Origin of the sequence: Niveispirillum sp. KHB5.9, assembly GCF_048066115.1 — a bacterium.
Lineage (GTDB): Bacteria > Pseudomonadota > Alphaproteobacteria > Azospirillales > Azospirillaceae > Niveispirillum.
The window spans coordinates 1-15,247 of sequence record NZ_JBLTYX010000034.1 but is presented as its reverse complement, the minus strand read 5'-3'; the positions used below and the strand labels follow the sequence as shown (position 1 = coordinate 15,247).

Sequence of the window (15,247 nt, the reverse complement as noted above, 5' to 3'; positions counted from 1 at the left end):
GCTTCCCCAAACCGGGCCGCTCCCGCGCCCGGTGGCCGATTTTGCAGACCCAAACCGGAACCGAACCGCCATGAAGACCCGCGCCGCCGTCGCTTTCGAGGCCAAGAAGCCGCTGGAGATCGTCGAACTGGACCTGGAAGGCCCCAAGGCGGGCGAGGTTCTGGTGGAGATCATGGCCACCGGCATCTGCCACACGGATGCCTACACCCTGGACGGGTTCGACAGCGAAGGCATCTTCCCCTCCATCCTGGGGCATGAGGGTGCGGGCATCGTGCGCGAGGTCGGGGCCGGCGTGACCTCGGTGAAGCCCGGCGACCATGTCATTCCGCTCTACACCCCGGAATGCCGCCAGTGCAAAAGCTGCCTGTCGCGCAAGACCAACCTCTGCACCTCGATCCGCGCTACCCAGGGCAAGGGCCTGATGCCCGACGGCACCTCGCGGTTCAGCTACAAGGGCCAGCCCGTCTTCCACTATATGGGCTGCTCCACCTTCTCCAACTTCACGGTCCTGCCGGAAATCGCCCTGGCCAAGATCCGGGAAGACGCGCCGTTCCAGTCGTCCTGCTATATCGGCTGCGGCGTGACCACGGGCGTCGGCGCGGTGACCAATACCGCCAAGGTGGAACCCGGCTCCAACGTCGTGATCTTCGGCCTGGGCGGCATCGGCCTGAATGTCATCCAGGCGGCCCGCATGGTCGGTGCCGACAAGATCATCGGTGTGGACATCAATGACCGGAAGGAGGAATGGGGCCGCCGCTTCGGCATGACCCATTTCGTCAATCCGAAGAACATCGAAGGCGACATCGTCCAGCATCTGGTGGCATTGACCGAGGGCGGGGCCGACTACACGTTCGACTGCACCGGCAACACCGTGGTGATGCGCCAGGCTCTGGAAGCCTGCCATCGCGGTTGGGGCGTGTCAGTGGTCATCGGCGTGGCCGAGGCCGGCAAGGAGATTTCCACCCGTCCGTTCCAGCTGGTCACCGGCCGCGTCTGGAAGGGCTCGGCCTTCGGTGGTGCACGTGGCCGTACCGACGTGCCGAAGATCGTCGACTGGTACATGCAGGGCAAGATCGAGATCGACCCGATGATCACCCATGTGCTGAGCCTGGAAGAGATCAACAAGGGTTTCGACCTGATGCACGCGGGCGAGAGCATCCGCAGTGTGGTTGTGTTTTAGTTTTTGTTCCCTCAGGCGCCGGGCGCCGCCATCCGGCGGCTTGGCTTATGGCGCACGAGCGCCGGGCCGGCAGTCGCCGGCCTTTGACAGTCAATCCGGCGTCGCCTTGTGAAACCGAACCAACCCCTCCCCGATCAACGAGGGAGGGGAGATGCCGCCGGGGGCCGGCCATCGCCCTCGTTCCATCCGCTTCTGATCTCAAGACGAAGGTGCCGGTCGCGCGCCAATGCGCACCTGTGCCTTAGGGGAACATCATGAGCGTCTATACCCATGTCACCGTCGGCACCAACAACCTGGCCGCCGCGCGGGAATTCTACGATGCCGTTCTGGGCAAGCTGGGGCTGAACCGCCTCAAGGATTTGGGCGACAATGGCTCGATCTGGGGCGAGGACAAGCTCTCCTTCTTCGTGCTGAAGCCCGCCAACGGCCAGGCCGCCAGTGTCGGCAACGGCGTCACGGTGTGTTTCGAGGCGCCGACCCGCGCCGCGATCGATGCCTTCCATGCCGCGGCCCTGTCGCTGGGCGCCAAGGATGAAGGCCTGCCCGGCCCGCGTGGCTGGGCGGAAAACGCCTATGCCGCCTATGCCCGCGACCTGGACGGCAACAAGCTCGCCGCCTATTGTTTCCAGCCCGCTTGACCAACAGGGGCCGGGCGTCATGCCCGGCCCCTCACACCGGAGCCGCCATGACCATTGAGACCGTCTCCACCACCCGTTCCCATGGCGGCGTCCAGGGCGTTTATCGCCACACCTCCACCGCCACCGGCACGGCCATGGTGTTCAGTGTCTTCACCCCGCCCCAGGCGGCCGACGGCACCAAATGCCCGGTCGTCTGGTACCTGTCGGGCCTGACCTGCACCCATGCCAATGTCACGGAAAAGGGCGAGTTCCGGAAGATCGCGGCGGCGCTGGGCCTGGTCATCATCTGTCCCGATACCAGCCCCCGCGGCGAGGGTGTGGCCGACGATGCCGGCTGGGACCTGGGCCAGGGGGCCGGCTTCTATATCGATGCCACCCAAGCCCCTTGGGCCCCGCATTTCCGCATGTGGTCCTATGTGACCCAGGAACTGCCGGCCTTGGTCGCCGACCATTTCCCCGTGGACATGGACCGCCAGGGCATCACCGGCCATTCCATGGGCGGCCATGGCGCCCTGACGGTCGCCCTGCGCCATCCCGGCCGCTTCAAATCCGTCTCCGCCTTCGCCCCCATCGTCGCCCCCAGCCAGGTGCCGTGGGGCCGGAAGGCCTTCCCCGCCTATCTGGGCGATGATGAAAGCCTGTGGCGCCAGCATGATGCGGTGGCCCTGATCGGGTCCGGTGCGCGCGTGCCCGACCTGCTGGTCGACCAGGGGGCCGCCGACGGTTTCCTGGAAAACCAGCTGCGCCCGCAGCTTCTGGCCGATGCCTGTGCGGCGGCCGGCATTCCCCTGACCCTGCGCCTGCAGGACGGCTACGATCATTCCTATTATTTCATCTCCAGCTTCATGGAAGACCATCTGCGTTGGCATGCGGCACGGCTGGGGGGCTGATCACCCCCCACATTTCCCCGCCAGCCATGCCGAAAACGCCGTCAGCGCCGGCCCCGGCAGGCGGGATTTCGGCCAGACCAGCCAGTACCGCCCGGTGACGATCGTCGGGCTGAACGGCTGCACCAGCCTTCCCGCCGCCACCTCCTTCTGGAACATCATCACTGGCGCGATGGCCACCCCATGGCCCTGCGTCGCTGCCTCCACCATGATCCAGGAACTGTCGAACACGGGGCCGCGCAGCGGCGGACAGGCCGTTCCCGCCGCATCGAACCAGCGCGGCCATTCATCGGCGCGGTAGGAGCGCAGCAGCCGTTCCCCCGCCAAATCGCCCGGCCCCTGCAACCGCGCCGCCATTGCCGGGGTACAGAGCGGCGCCATGGGTGCTTCCAGCAGCGGTTGCACATCCATGCCGTGCCAGGCGCCGTCGCCGAACTTGATGGCGGCGTCCAAACCTTCCGCCTGGATATCGACGCGGTTATTGTTGGTGGACAGGCGCAGATCGATGAACGGATGGTCCGCCAGGAACGTATCGATGCGGGGCAACAGCCAGCCCGCCGCGAAGGTCCCCACCACCCCCACCGACAGGACCTCCGTCACCGGCCCGCCATCGAACCGGTGCAGCAACCGGGCGATCTGGTCGAAACTGTCGCGCACGCCGGGCAGCAGCGCCATCCCCTCATCGGTCAGCACCAGCCCACGCGGCAGGCGGCGGAACAGGCTGGCGCCCAGCCGCGCCTCCAGCCCCTTCACCTGATGGCTGACGGCGGCCTGGGTCACGCACAGCTCGATCGCCGCCTTGGTGAAGGACAGATGCCGTGCCGACGCCTCGAAGGCGCGCAGGGCGTTCAGCGGCAGGTGGGGACGGGTCATGTCTGGCCTAGTTTTTCTAATGCTGACCCCGATTTATCACAGTTTGCCGGGGGGCGTCAGCCTGGATAGCGTGGCCGGGCAACCAGGGAGACAATGATGCTGACGCGACGCCAAATGATTGGAAATACGCTGTTTTTCTCCGCTCTTGCCGGTATCGGCCTGGGCATGCCCACCCAGGTCACGGCCGGCGGCAAAGCGTTCCCAGGCATGAAGGAAGCTATTGGTGCGCTGGAGAAGGCGCGTGGCGGCCGGCTGGGCGTGGCGATCCTGGACACCGCCACCGGTGCCGCCACCGACTGGCGCGGGGATGAACGGTTCGGCATGTGCAGTACCTTCAAGTTCCTGCTGGCCGGCTACATCCTGTCGCGCGTCGATGCCGGGCAGGAACAGCTGGATCGGATCATCCCCTTCGGCAAACAGGATCTGGTGCAATGGTCCCCGCTGACCGAACCGCATGCCGGCAAGGGCATGAGCGTGGAGGCCCTGTGCGAGGCCATCATCATCCAGTCCGACAATACCGGCGCCAATGTCCTGATGCGCGAAAGCGGCGGACCAGACGCCCTCACCGGCTTCCTGCGCCGCATCGGCGATGAGGTCACCCGCATCGACCGGATCGAGCCGGAGATGAACAAGGTTCCACCGGGTGAACAGCAGGATACGACCACGCCCCTGTCCATGCTGGGCCTGATGCGCACGCTGCTGCTTGGTACTGTTCTGACGCCGGCGGCGCGCCAACGCCTGACGGCATGGCTGATCGACAACCGTACGGGCGGGGCCCGACTGCGCGCCGGCCTGCCCGGCACCTGGCGGGTGGGGGACAAGACCGGTTCCTACGGCCCGATGACCCACGACATCGCCATCCTCTGGCCCCCGGCCGGCGGCCCGCTGCTGCTGACCAGCTATTACTGGAACCAGGCCGCCACCGCCGACCAGCGCAACGCCGTGCATGCCGAACTGGCGGCATTGGTGGCGCGCTTCTACCCGACTGTGTGAGGTGCGCCCATACTTCAGCGGAGAAGGTGAGATCGGCATGCCCGGCGTTTTGACAAAAATATCGTCATAACGCCGGCTTTTGCCCTGCATATCGACATATCGCCGCCTTCTAATCGGCGGCGGCGGCGGGCACCATTCCCCCATGCCATTTCGGGAAACGGGGAACAATATGAAGAACATCCTGCTGCTGGGCGCCGGCAAGATCGGTATCGCCATCACCCTGCTGCTGCGCCGCACGGGCGAATACAAGGTCACCGTTGCCGACCATAGCACCGAGGCGCTGAAGCGCTTCACGGCTCTCGGCGTGGACACCGTGCAGCTGGATATCAATGATGGCCCCTCCCTGCGCAAGGCCATGTCCGGCCAGTATGCGGTGCTGAACGCCCTGCCGTTCCACACCACCTCCACCGTGGCCTATGGCGCCTATGATGCCGGCATCCATTATTTCGACCTGACCGAGGATGTGGCCAGCACCCGTATCGTCAAGGAAGTCGCCGCCAAGGCCAACAGCGCCTTCGTGCCGCAATGCGGCCTGGCGCCGGGCTTCGTTTCCATCGCCGCCCATGGGTTGGCGGCCGGGTTCGAGAGCCTGCGCGATGTGCAGCTGCGCGTCGGCGCCCTGCCCCGTTATCCGACCAACGCCCTGAAATATAACCTGACCTGGTCCACCGATGGGCTGATCAACGAATACCTGAACCCGTGCGAGGCGGTGCAGGACGGCAAGAATGTCGAACTGCCGCCGCTGGAAGACCTGGAGGAATTCGCGCTGGAGGGTGTCACCTATGAGGCGTTCAACACCTCGGGCGGCCTGGGTTCCTTGACCGAGACGCTGGCCGGCAAGGTGGAGAACCTGACCTACAAGTCGGTACGCTATCCCGGTCATTGCGCCATCATCAAGCTGCTGGTCGAAGATCTGCGTCTGGCGCGCCGCCGCGACCTGCTGAAGGAAGTGCTGGAAGAGGCGCTGCCCATCACCATGCAGGATGTGGTGCTGGTGTTCTGCACGGTCAGCGGCAAGCGCCATGGCCGCCTGGAACAGGAAAGCATCGTCCGCCATATCCATGGCGAGGAGGTGGAGGGCCAGTTCCTGTCCGCCATCCAGATGAGCACCGCCGCCGGCATCTGCGCCATGCTGGACCTGCAGGCCACCGGCCACCTGCCGGCCAAGGGCTTCGTCCGCCAGGAGCAGATGCCGCTGGACCTGTTCCTTTCCAACCGCTTCGGGAAGGTTTATGCGTGACGCCGTAGGTCAGGTCGAGCCGCAGGCGAGCCCTGACGCTTTGCTTACAGCCTTTTCTGTCAGGGCTCGGCTTACGCCTCGACCTGACCTACGGTAACGCGCCAACAAGAACCACCCAGCAATCCAACACCCGGAGTTCATGCCATGTCCGCTACCGCCGCCCTTCTGGATCGCCTGGGCATTGCCCATCTCGTCGCGGATGGTGACATCGTCTCCCGCTCCCCCATCGACGGTGCCCGTCTGGGGGCGGTGAAGGCCCATTCGGCGGCCGAGGTGGATGCCGCCCTGGGCCGTTCCGCCGAAGCCTTCAAGGCCTGGCGCACCGTGCCGGCCCCGCGCCGGGGTGAGCTGATCCGCCTGTTCGGCGAGGTGCTGCGCGAGCATAAGGCCGACCTGGGTGCCCTGGTGACGCTGGAAGCCGGCAAGATCGTCCAGGAGGGCCTGGGCGAGGTGCAGGAGATGATCGACATCTGCGACTTCGCCGTCGGTCTGTCGCGCCAGCTGCATGGCCTGACCATCGCGTCGGAGCGTCCACGTCACCGCATGGTGGAAACCTGGCAGCCGCTGGGACCTGTGGCCATCATCACCGCCTTCAACTTCCCCGTCGCCGTCTGGGCCTGGAACGCGGCGCTGGCCGTGGTCTGCGGCGATCCGGTGATCTGGAAGCCGTCGGAAAAGACCCCGCTGACCGCCGTCGCCACCCAGGCTTTGTTCGAAAAGGCCCTGGCCCGGTTCGGTGATGCGCCCGCCGGCCTGTCGCAGCTGCTGTTCGGCCTGAAGGAAGTGGGTGAGCAGATCGCGGCCGATGCCCGCGTGCCGCTGGTCAGCGCCACCGGGTCCACCCGCATGGGCCGTGAGGTCGCCCCGGTGGTGGCCGCGCGCTTCGGCCGGTCGATCCTGGAGCTGGGCGGCAACAATGCCATGATCGTGACGCCGTCGGCCGATCTGAAGCTGGCCGTGCGTGCCATCCTGTTCGCCGCCGTGGGCACGGCCGGCCAACGCTGCACGACGCTGCGCCGCCTGATCGTCCACAAGGATTGCTATGACAAGGTGGTGTCGGCGGTGAAGAATGCGTTTGCCGCCATCAAGCCCGCCGACCCGCGCGAGACCGGCACCCTGATGGGCCCGCTGATCGACAAGGCGGCGTTCGATGCGGTGACCAAGGCGCTGGAAACCGCCAAGGCGCAGGGTGGCACGGTGCATGGCGGTGGCCGGGCGCTGGCCGACCAGTTCCCGAACGCCTATTACGCCTATCCCGCAATGGTGGAGATGCCGGCGCAGAGCGAGATCGTGCGGCACGAGACGTTCGGGCCCATCCTCTATGTCCTGCGCTATGAGGAGTTCGAGGAGGCGGTGGCGTTGCAGAACGGCGTGCCGCAGGGCCTGTCGTCCAGCATCGTCACCCGCGACCTGCTGGAGGCCGAGCGCTTCCTGGCGCCCGATGGTTCCGATTGCGGCATCGCCAATGTCAATATGGGTCCCAGCGGGGCCGAAATCGGCGGCGCCTTCGGTGGCGAGAAGGAAACCGGCGGCGGGCGCGAGAGCGGTTCGGACAGCTGGCGTCAATACATGCGCCGCCAGACCTCGGCCATCAATTACGGCACCTCGCTGCCGCTGGCGCAGGGGATCGAGTTCCCGGAGCTGTGAGTTATTCTGCCCTCGCCCGCGTAAGCGGGAGAGGGAGGGGCCCAAGCCGTGAGGCTTGGGAGGGAGAGGGAGCGGCGGCGCCAAAGCCCCCTCTCCCTCCCACCGCTTCGCGGCGGCCCCCCCTCCCCCAAGGGGTGGGGCGAAACTTTTCGGGATTTACTAACTTTCACCCCCCAGGAACCCACATGGAACCCGCCGATAATCAGCAGGACAGTGTCGATACCGCACTTCTCACCCTGTTGAAGGCCAATGCGCGGGAGCCGGCGGCGTCGCTGGCGCGCAAATTGGGATTGGCGCGGTCGTCGGTGCAGGCACGCATCGCACGGCTGGAACGGCTGGGCATCATCCAGGGCTATACGCTGCGCCAGGACCCGGGCAGCAGCCGGCTGGTGCGGGCCTATGTGCTGCTGTCCACCAACCCGAAGCTGCTGAGCCGTATCGTGGCGGAGGTGAAGCGGATCGCCGAGGTGGAGAGCCTGTCGGCCATCGCCGGCACCTATGACATGATGGCCGTCATCGCCGCCCCCACCGTGCAGGATATCGACCGGGTGCTGGACCTGCTGGGCCAGGTGCAGGGGGTGGAACGCACCATGTCGTCGCTGGTGCTGTCGGACAAGTTCAGGCGGTAGGGGCGCTCTCTACTCGTTGGCACAAACCTGCCTTCCCCGTGGAAGTTTTGGGCACCTTCGTTGCCACTGTCTCTACCGTCACCCCGGCGGAGGCCGGGGCCCAGATCGTGGAGCGAGGCGCTTGTCACTTGGGCCCCGGCCTCCGCCGGGGCGACGGTAGATATTGCTGAAACCCGAACAGCACAAACTTCCGCCGCGGAAGGCAATTAAAAGGCGGTGGCTACCCCACCTCCTTCGGCGCCAGCAGCAGATACATGGCCGGCGTCACCAGCCGTGACAGCACCGTGGACGATACCAGCCCGCCGATGATCACCACGGCCAGCGGCGAATAGAGGCCGGAGCCGCCCAGGGCCAGCGGCATCAGGCCACCGATGGCGGTGATCGAGGTCAGCAGGACGGGCAGGAAGCGCACCTCGCCCGCCTCCTCGATCGCGGCCTTCAGCGGCGTGCCGGCGCGGCGCAGCTGGGTGGTGAAATCGACCAGCAGGATGGAATTCTTGATCTCGATCCCGATCAGCGCCACGAAGCCGATGACCGAGGTGAAGGACAGCGTATAGCCCGTGACGAACAGGGCGACCATGCCGCCGATCACCCCCAGCGGGATCACGCCAGCGACCACGGCGGTAGTGGCGAAGCTGCGGAATTCCAGGATCAGCACGGCCATGATGCCGAACAGGGCCACCAGGATGGCACCCGACAGACCGGCGAAGCTTTTCGACCGGCTTTCCGCCTCGCCCCCCGTCATCAGGCGGTAACCGGGCGGCAGGGCCAGGGCCGAGAGCTGTTCGCCGATGGCGCGGGCGATGCGGTCGGTATTATGGCCGGTGGCGGTAAAGGCGGTAATGGTCACCGCGCGTTCGCGGTTGAACCGGTCGATGCGGCCGGGGGCCGTGACGAAATGCGGGTCGCTGACGGCCGACAGCGGCACGGCCCCGGCCGCACCCGGCACGCGGATATCGCCCAGCACGTCCAGCTCATGCCGCCCCTCCATGGGCAGGCGCAGGGTGACGGGGTAATCGTCGCCATCGCTTTCCCGGAAGGTGGCCACGGCTTCGCCCGACAGGGACAGGCGCACGGCGCGGTCCACGGCGCCGGCCGGCACGCCCAGCACCCCGGCCTTGTCCAGGTCGATACCCAGATCCAGGTCGGTGCGGTCCAGGCGCAGGGGGTTGACCACGTCGCGGGACCCTTGCGTGTTCTCGATGATGGCGCTGACCTTGGCGGCCAGTTCCTTCAGCACCGGCAGTTCGGGACCCAGGATGCGCACGGCGATGGGGGCTTCGATCGGCGGGCCGTTTTCGAAGACGCGCACGATGATCTGCGCACCGGGATATGCGGCCAACCGCGTGCGCAGCTTGTCCAGGTTAGCGGTACTCTTCTGCCCCTTCCAGGCGGTCAGGCCGACAAAGACAGCGCCATGGGTCGGGTCATCCTCACGTGGGGTGATGTTGTAATAAATGCGGGGATTGCCATGGCCGGCATTGGCCATGGTGAAGCGCAGGTCGGGCAGCGCCTTCAGCTCGGCCTCCACGAAGCGCACGGCCTTGTCGGTTTCGGCCAGCGGTGCGCCGTCGGGCAGGTCGATCTCCACCATGAATTGCGGGATGTCGGCCGATGGAAACAGGCTGAACCCGATGCGCGGCACCAGGGCGACGGAGCCGATGAACAGGATCGTGGCGATCAGCACGGTCAGGCCGGGCCGGTCGAGCGCCCGGTGCAGGACAGGACGGTACACGGCATGGATCGCGCCCATGACCAGCTGCAACGCCTTGTTGCCCTCCGGATCCTCATGGCGGCTCAGGATGCGGGCGGCCAGGAACGGGATCATGGTCAGGGCCACGAACAGCGACGCCGCCACCGTGGACAGGACCGATACGGGCAGCGACTTGATGAACTTGCCCGAACCCTCCGGCAGGAACATCAGGGGCAGGAAGGCCAGCAGCAGGGTGGCGGTGCAGCCCAGGACGGCGACGGCGATCTGGCGCGTGCCCTCGATCGCCGCTTCCTCCCGGCTTTTGCCCATGCGCAGGTGGCGGGCGATGTTCTCCGTCACCACGATGCTGTCATCGACCAGCAGGCCCAGCGACAGCACGAAGCCGGCGATGGACAGCTGGTTCAAGGTGAAGCCGGTGAATTGCAGCACCGTGACGCCGATGGCCAGCGACAGCGGGATGGCCAGCATCACCACCAGCGAGGCGCGCAAACCAAGCGGGATCAGGGTGATCAGCACCAGACCCAGCGCGATGGCGAAATCGCGGAACAGCGAGGACAGGCGATGGGACACGTTCTCGGACTGGTCGAAGCCGCGTTCCAGCGTGATGCCGGCCGGCAGGGTGCGCTCGAATTCGTCCAGGGCGGCATAGGCGCTTTTCTTCAGGTCGAAGATGTTCTGGCCGGGCTTCTGGTTGGCGGTGATGAAGATGGCGCGCTTCGCATTGAAGCGGGCGATATGGTTGGGCTCATCCGCTGCCCAGGACACGTCCGCCACATCCTTGACCCGGACCACGCGCCCCTCGGTGGAACGGACCACGGTGTTGGCGATGTCGTCCAGCGTGTCGAAATCGCCCTCCGTCTTCACCGTGAAGCGGCGGTCGCCGGCATGCAGCGCACCCAGGGGCACCGCCGCCCCTTCGGCCTTCAGCGCGTCAGCCACCGCCGTCACCGGCAGCCGCAGCTCGGCCAGGCGACCGGCATCGACTGCCACACGGACCTCCGTCCGCTCCTCCCCCCAGATGTCGCTTTCCCAGACGCCGGGGACGCGGTCGATGATGTCGCGCAGATCGTCGGCGCGCTTGCGCAGTTCCAGTGCCGAGGCGCCGTCGCCGATCAGCGCCACCTGGATGAAATTGGTGAGCGCGGTGTTGAACTTCTTCACCTCCAGCCGCACCAGACCGGCCGGCAGGGTCGGGCGGATGGCGTTCACCTCCCGCACCACCTGATCGTATTTGCGCTCCGCATCGCTGGACCAGTCGAACTCCACCGTGATGACGGCGACGCCGTCGCGGGTGCGGGACGTCAGCTTGACGACGTCGTCCAGGCTGTCGATGGCTTCTTCCAGCGGGTCGGTGACTTGCTTTTCCAGGTCCACCGGATCGGCACCGGGCAGGACGGCCACCACCAGCACGGTGGGGATGGGAAAGGCCGGGTCCTCCGCGCGGGGGATCGACATCAGCGAGCTGACACCCATGGCGGCCAGCATGGCGAACAGCACCAGGGTGAATTGCCACTGGCGCACGGAGAAGGCGGCGATATTGCCCATGGTTACGCCCCCGGCCGGGCGACGGAAATGGCGCTGTCAGGGCGCAGATAGGCGCCACCGGCGGACACGACCCGTTCTCCTTCGTTGAGGCCGGAAGCCACCAGCAGATCGGGGCCGCGCAGGCCCGCCACCTTTACCTGACGGCGTTCCACCGACTTGCCGTCGGGTTTCACCACGTACAGCGTGGCAAGGTCGCCAAAGCCTTCGATGATGCTGGACGCCGGCACGGCCAGGGGTGGTTTCTCGCCCCCCGGCCGGGGGGCGATATGCAGGGTGACAATGCGGCCGCTGGACAGATAGGTGGGCGCGTCGGGCAAGGTCACCTCCACATCGAACACGCCGGTGCCGGTCGCACTCTTGGCGGCGATGCGGGTGACCTTGCCTTCCAGCTTGCCCTCCGGCAGGTCCAGTTCGGCGATATTGCCCGTGGCGATGCGGGCCACGTCACGGTCGGACAGGCCGGCGCGGACGATCACCCCGCTTTCCCGGTCGCCGATGATCAGGGCGGTGGTGCCGGATTGCACGATCTGGCCAGGTTCCAGCGGGCGGGCCAGGACCACACCGTCGGCGGGTGCGGCAATCTCCGACAGGCCACGGTTGAAGGCGATGGCGTCGCGGTCGGCCTGGGCCGTGTCCAGGGCGGAGCGGGCCGCATCCACCCGCGCCTTTTCCACATAGCCGTTGGCGACCAGTGGCAACAGGCGGTCGAGGTCCTGACGCGCCTTGGTGACGCGGGCATCGGCGGCGCGCAGCTGGGCATCGACCTCCGTCCCCTGGATACGGGCCAGACGCTGGCCACGGGTCACCGGGTCGGCGATATCGACCTGGAACCCCTCCACCTTGCCCGCCACCTTGAAAGAAAGCGGGATTTCACGCTTGAAGGCGACGGTGCCGGTGGCCTTGACCATCCGCGCCTCCGGCGCCGGCCGCGCCGCACTGACCGAAACGGGCACGGGGGCGGCCGTGGGGGCGGCCTGGGCCGTATCGGTGGCGGGTTTGCCGCAGCCGGCGAGCGTGACGAGCAGGAGCATGGAGAGGGGTGCGCGCAGCATGGGCCACCTGACCTAACGGCGATAAGTTTACGGTGTTAGGTTTATGCCTGTCGCGCTATAGGTTCAATAGGGATTCTGAAGGTCGCGACCATGGTTGATGAAATAGGCACGCCTGCATCCAGGCCGCAAAAGCGCACCCGCCTGCCGGCGGCGGAGCGGCGGGCGCAGATCCTGGCCGTGGCGCGCGACCTGTTCGTGGCCCAGGGGTTCGAGCATGCCAGCATGCGCCGCATCGCCGATGCGGCCGGGATCACACCCACCTCGATCTATGATCATTTCGAGGATAAGGAGGCGCTGCTGACCGCCATCGCCGAGGAATTCTTCGACGGGCTGGTGGCGGTCATGGAGGTGCCGGTGGATGCGGCCGATCCGCTGAAGACGCTGCGGCAGCTGATGGTCAATTATGTGCGCTACGGGCTGGACCGTCCCAATGAATACCGGCTGGTCTTCATGACCACCCTGTCGCGCTTCATCCCCATGCTGGGCCACCGCAACTGCCCCTTCGCGGAGAACGGGGTGGAGACGCCGGCCGGGCGCAAGCACGCCAAGGCCCTGCAATCCTTCGGCATCCTGCAGACCGGCATCACACAGCTGGCCGCCGCCGGCCTGCTGCGCGCCGACGATCCGGAAGGGTTCGCCGACAGCGTCTGGGCCATGGGCCATGGCATCGTCTCGCTGATCATCACCAAGGGGGCGGACAATTTCACGCCCATCGACCGCTGGATCGACACATCGATCGATATCCTGCTGGAGGGCATGCGGCCGAGATGATGTGTCATCACACCGTCACGGTTGCGATGCGATAGTCGGCCGGTTCATGACGGAACTGGTGGCAAGTGGCGCGTGGCACGTTGAGAAGCCTGACCTGGCGGCAGGCGCTGGTGACCCTGACCGGCGCGCTGCTGGTCGGGCTTGTCCTGACGCTGGCCGAGGGCGGGTTCGCCGTCAGCCGGGAACGCGACAAGGCCGCACGCCGCATCGACCAGATCACCAACCTGATCGCCGGTCCCGCCGCCACCGCCCTGTGGAATTTCGACGACAGTCTGGCCCGCAACCTGTTCGCGCCAGTGCTGAGCCTGGATCTGGTGGACCGGATCGAGATCCGTGACGGCCAGGGGGCGACATTCGCGGCCGACGGTGTGGCCAAGGCCGCAGATGGCTGGCGGGGTTTCATCTTCGACGGGCTGCTGCTGGCCCAACGCCCCCTGGTGATCATCGGGCCGGATGGCGGGCGCAAGGTGATCGGCAGCCTGGTTCTGCATATCGATCCCGTGGCCATCGGCGATGATCTGCGCACCTATGTGCTGGGATCGCTGGTCGGCGGACTGCTGCGTAACCTGATCCTGGGTGCGCTGCTGTCGGTGATCTTCCACCTGTTCCTGACACGGCCGCTGATCGCGTTGGGCCGCGACCTGATCCGGGTGCGGCCGGCGGAGCCGCTGGCCAACCCGATCCGCGTACCGCGCGGCCACCGCAATGATGAGCTGGGCTATGTCGCCTCGCGCATCAACGAGTTGCTGGCACAGCTGCACCGGTCGCAGACGGAACTGCGCCGGCTGGCCACACGTGACCCGCTGACCGACCTGCCCAACCGCGTGCTGATGACGGAGACACTGAACGTCGCCCTGGGCCGGGCGGGTACCGACAGCACGCAGCTGGCCGTGCTGTTCCTGGACCTGGACCGGTTCAAGCATGTCAATGACAGCCTGGGCCATGGCGCAGGGGATGAGCTGCTGCGCGAGGTGGGCGGGCGGCTGCGCGGGGCGCTGCGTCAGGCCCATGTCGTGGGCCGCCTGGGCGGGGACGAGTTTCTGGTGGTGCTGGAGAATGTCGGCACGGTGGAGGAGGTGGCGCAGGCCGCCGCCCGCCTGCTGTCGGCCCTGTCGCGGCCGTTCGGGGTCGATGGGCAGACGGTACATGCCGGGGCCAGCATCGGCATCGCCATGCATCCCCAGGACGGGGCCGACGCCGTCACCCTGATGCGCCATGCCGACGTGGCCATGTATGCCGCCAAGGCGGTGGGCGGCGGGGCGTTCAAATTCTTCGACAAGGCGATGACCGAACGCGCCCTGGTCATGCTGCGCACCGAAGCCAGCTTGCGCGATGCGCTGGCCGGCGACCGGCTGGAGCTGCATTACCAGCCCAAGATCGATCTGGACACGGGCGGGCTGGCGGGGGTGGAGGCGCTGGTGCGCTGGCCGCATGGCGATCGCATGATCTCGCCGGCGGAGTTCATTCCGGTGGCGGAGGAGACGGGCCTGATCGTGGAGTTGGGCGAATGGGTGCTGCGCCGTGCCAGCCGCGATGGGGCCCGCTGGTGCCATCTGCGCGGGCCGGTGACGGTGGCGGTGAACGTGTCGGCCCGGCAGCTGGCCGAGCCGGACTTCCCCGAGCGTGCGGTGCGCATCGTGTCGGAGGCCGGGCTGCTGCCGCGCAATTTCATCCTGGAGATCACCGAGACGGTGGTGATGCGCGATGTGGCGCGGCAGATGGCCGTACTGAACGCGCTGCGCGGCTTCGGGTTCGGGGTGGCGGTGGATGATTTCGGGACCGGGTATTCGTCGCTCTCGTACCTGAAGCAGCTGCCGGTGACGATGCTGAAGATCGACCGGAGTTTCGTGAACGATTTGCCGGAGGACCCGGCCATCGCCGCCACGGTGATCGCGCTGGGCAAGCGCCTGGGCCTGACCACCATCGCGGAGGGGGTGGAGACCGACCGGCAGCGGGAATGGCTGCGCGCGGAAGGGTGCAACCTGGCCCAGGGTTATTTGCTGGCCAAGCCGATGCCGGCGGAGCGGTTCGAGCGGGAGTTCTTGATGGAGATGGCGGTGGTGGCGTGAGCCCGTGGC

Annotated in this window: 12 protein-coding genes; 9 read left to right on the top strand and 3 right to left on the bottom strand. The window is 66.8% G+C overall.

The genetic code is table 11. The features are described from left to right. Nucleotides 1–70 precede the first annotated feature (70 nt). From ACM9HJ_RS29380 to fghA, 3 genes are all read left to right on the top strand, one after another. A complete protein-coding gene (locus ACM9HJ_RS29380) occupies nucleotides 71–1,180 on the top strand; it encodes an S-(hydroxymethyl)glutathione dehydrogenase/class III alcohol dehydrogenase (protein WP_416575362.1) in 1,110 nt (369 codons plus the stop codon). Nucleotides 1,181–1,434: 254 nt separating this feature from the next. After that, nucleotides 1,435–1,818, top strand: a complete 384-nt coding sequence (locus ACM9HJ_RS29375) for a VOC family protein (protein WP_416575361.1) — start codon at nucleotides 1,435–1,437, stop codon at nucleotides 1,816–1,818. 47 nt (nucleotides 1,819–1,865) lie between these two features. Next, entirely contained in the window at nucleotides 1,866–2,708 is an 843-nt protein-coding gene (fghA, locus tag ACM9HJ_RS29370) for an S-formylglutathione hydrolase (protein ID WP_416575360.1), read from the top strand. Here the strand turns inward: fghA and ACM9HJ_RS29365 are convergent, their stop codons facing one another. After that, on the bottom strand, nucleotides 2,709–3,578 hold the full coding sequence (locus tag ACM9HJ_RS29365; protein WP_416575359.1) for a LysR substrate-binding domain-containing protein: 870 nt from the start codon (nucleotides 3,576–3,578) through the stop codon (nucleotides 2,709–2,711). A 114-nt stretch (nucleotides 3,579–3,692) separates the two neighbouring features. On the opposite strand from ACM9HJ_RS29365, the gene bla reads away from it, so the two are divergent. The 4 genes from bla (at nucleotide 3,693) to ACM9HJ_RS29345 (ending at nucleotide 8,087) form a co-directional block, all read left to right on the top strand. After that, on the top strand, nucleotides 3,693–4,571 hold the full coding sequence (gene bla, locus ACM9HJ_RS29360) for a class A beta-lactamase (protein WP_416575358.1): 879 nt from the start codon (nucleotides 3,693–3,695) through the stop codon (nucleotides 4,569–4,571). Nucleotides 4,572–4,740: 169 nt separating this feature from the next. Then, entirely contained in the window at nucleotides 4,741–5,811 is a 1,071-nt protein-coding gene (locus ACM9HJ_RS29355) for a saccharopine dehydrogenase family protein (protein ID WP_416575357.1), read from the top strand. A gap of 144 nt (nucleotides 5,812–5,955) precedes the next feature. Next, on the top strand, nucleotides 5,956–7,458 hold the full coding sequence (locus ACM9HJ_RS29350) for an aldehyde dehydrogenase family protein (protein WP_416575356.1): 1,503 nt from the start codon (nucleotides 5,956–5,958) through the stop codon (nucleotides 7,456–7,458). A gap of 185 nt (nucleotides 7,459–7,643) precedes the next feature. Beyond that, a complete protein-coding gene (locus ACM9HJ_RS29345; RefSeq protein WP_416575355.1) occupies nucleotides 7,644–8,087 on the top strand; it encodes an Lrp/AsnC family transcriptional regulator in 444 nt (147 codons plus the stop codon). Between the two features lie 220 nt (nucleotides 8,088–8,307). Here ACM9HJ_RS29345 and ACM9HJ_RS29340 read toward each other — a convergent pair whose 3' ends face one another. After that, the gene (locus ACM9HJ_RS29340; protein ID WP_416575354.1) at nucleotides 8,308–11,346 is read right to left on the bottom strand and encodes an efflux RND transporter permease subunit; all 3,039 of its coding nucleotides are present in this window, start codon (nucleotides 11,344–11,346) and stop codon (nucleotides 8,308–8,310) included. A gap of 2 nt (nucleotides 11,347–11,348) precedes the next feature. Continuing rightward, a complete protein-coding gene (locus ACM9HJ_RS29335; protein ID WP_416575353.1) occupies nucleotides 11,349–12,398 on the bottom strand; it encodes an efflux RND transporter periplasmic adaptor subunit in 1,050 nt (349 codons plus the stop codon). A 90-nt stretch (nucleotides 12,399–12,488) separates the two neighbouring features. Between ACM9HJ_RS29335 and ACM9HJ_RS29330 the strand changes: the two genes are divergently transcribed. Further along, the gene (locus ACM9HJ_RS29330) at nucleotides 12,489–13,169 is read left to right on the top strand and encodes a TetR/AcrR family transcriptional regulator (protein ID WP_416575352.1); all 681 of its coding nucleotides are present in this window, start codon (nucleotides 12,489–12,491) and stop codon (nucleotides 13,167–13,169) included. 65 nt (nucleotides 13,170–13,234) lie between these two features. Continuing rightward, entirely contained in the window at nucleotides 13,235–15,238 is a 2,004-nt protein-coding gene (locus tag ACM9HJ_RS29325; RefSeq protein WP_416575351.1) for a putative bifunctional diguanylate cyclase/phosphodiesterase, read from the top strand. Nucleotides 15,239–15,247: the final 9 nt, after the last annotated feature.

Coding starts and splice junctions, on each gene's coding strand:
- ACM9HJ_RS29380 (WP_416575362.1), top strand. CDS start 71: ATGAAGACCCGCGCCGCCGTCGCTTTCGAGGCCAAGAAGCCGCTGGAG.
- ACM9HJ_RS29375 (WP_416575361.1), top strand. CDS start 1,435: ATGAGCGTCTATACCCATGTCACCGTCGGCACCAACAACCTGGCCGCC.
- fghA (WP_416575360.1), top strand. CDS start 1,866: ATGACCATTGAGACCGTCTCCACCACCCGTTCCCATGGCGGCGTCCAG.
- ACM9HJ_RS29365 (WP_416575359.1), bottom strand. CDS start 3,578: ATGACCCGTCCCCACCTGCCGCTGAACGCCCTGCGCGCCTTCGAGGCG.
- bla (WP_416575358.1), top strand. CDS start 3,693: ATGATTGGAAATACGCTGTTTTTCTCCGCTCTTGCCGGTATCGGCCTG.
- ACM9HJ_RS29355 (WP_416575357.1), top strand. CDS start 4,741: ATGAAGAACATCCTGCTGCTGGGCGCCGGCAAGATCGGTATCGCCATC.
- ACM9HJ_RS29350 (WP_416575356.1), top strand. CDS start 5,956: ATGTCCGCTACCGCCGCCCTTCTGGATCGCCTGGGCATTGCCCATCTC.
- ACM9HJ_RS29345 (WP_416575355.1), top strand. CDS start 7,644: ATGGAACCCGCCGATAATCAGCAGGACAGTGTCGATACCGCACTTCTC.
- ACM9HJ_RS29340 (WP_416575354.1), bottom strand. CDS start 11,346: ATGGGCAATATCGCCGCCTTCTCCGTGCGCCAGTGGCAATTCACCCTG.
- ACM9HJ_RS29335 (WP_416575353.1), bottom strand. CDS start 12,398: ATGCTGCGCGCACCCCTCTCCATGCTCCTGCTCGTCACGCTCGCCGGC.
- ACM9HJ_RS29330 (WP_416575352.1), top strand. CDS start 12,489: ATGGTTGATGAAATAGGCACGCCTGCATCCAGGCCGCAAAAGCGCACC.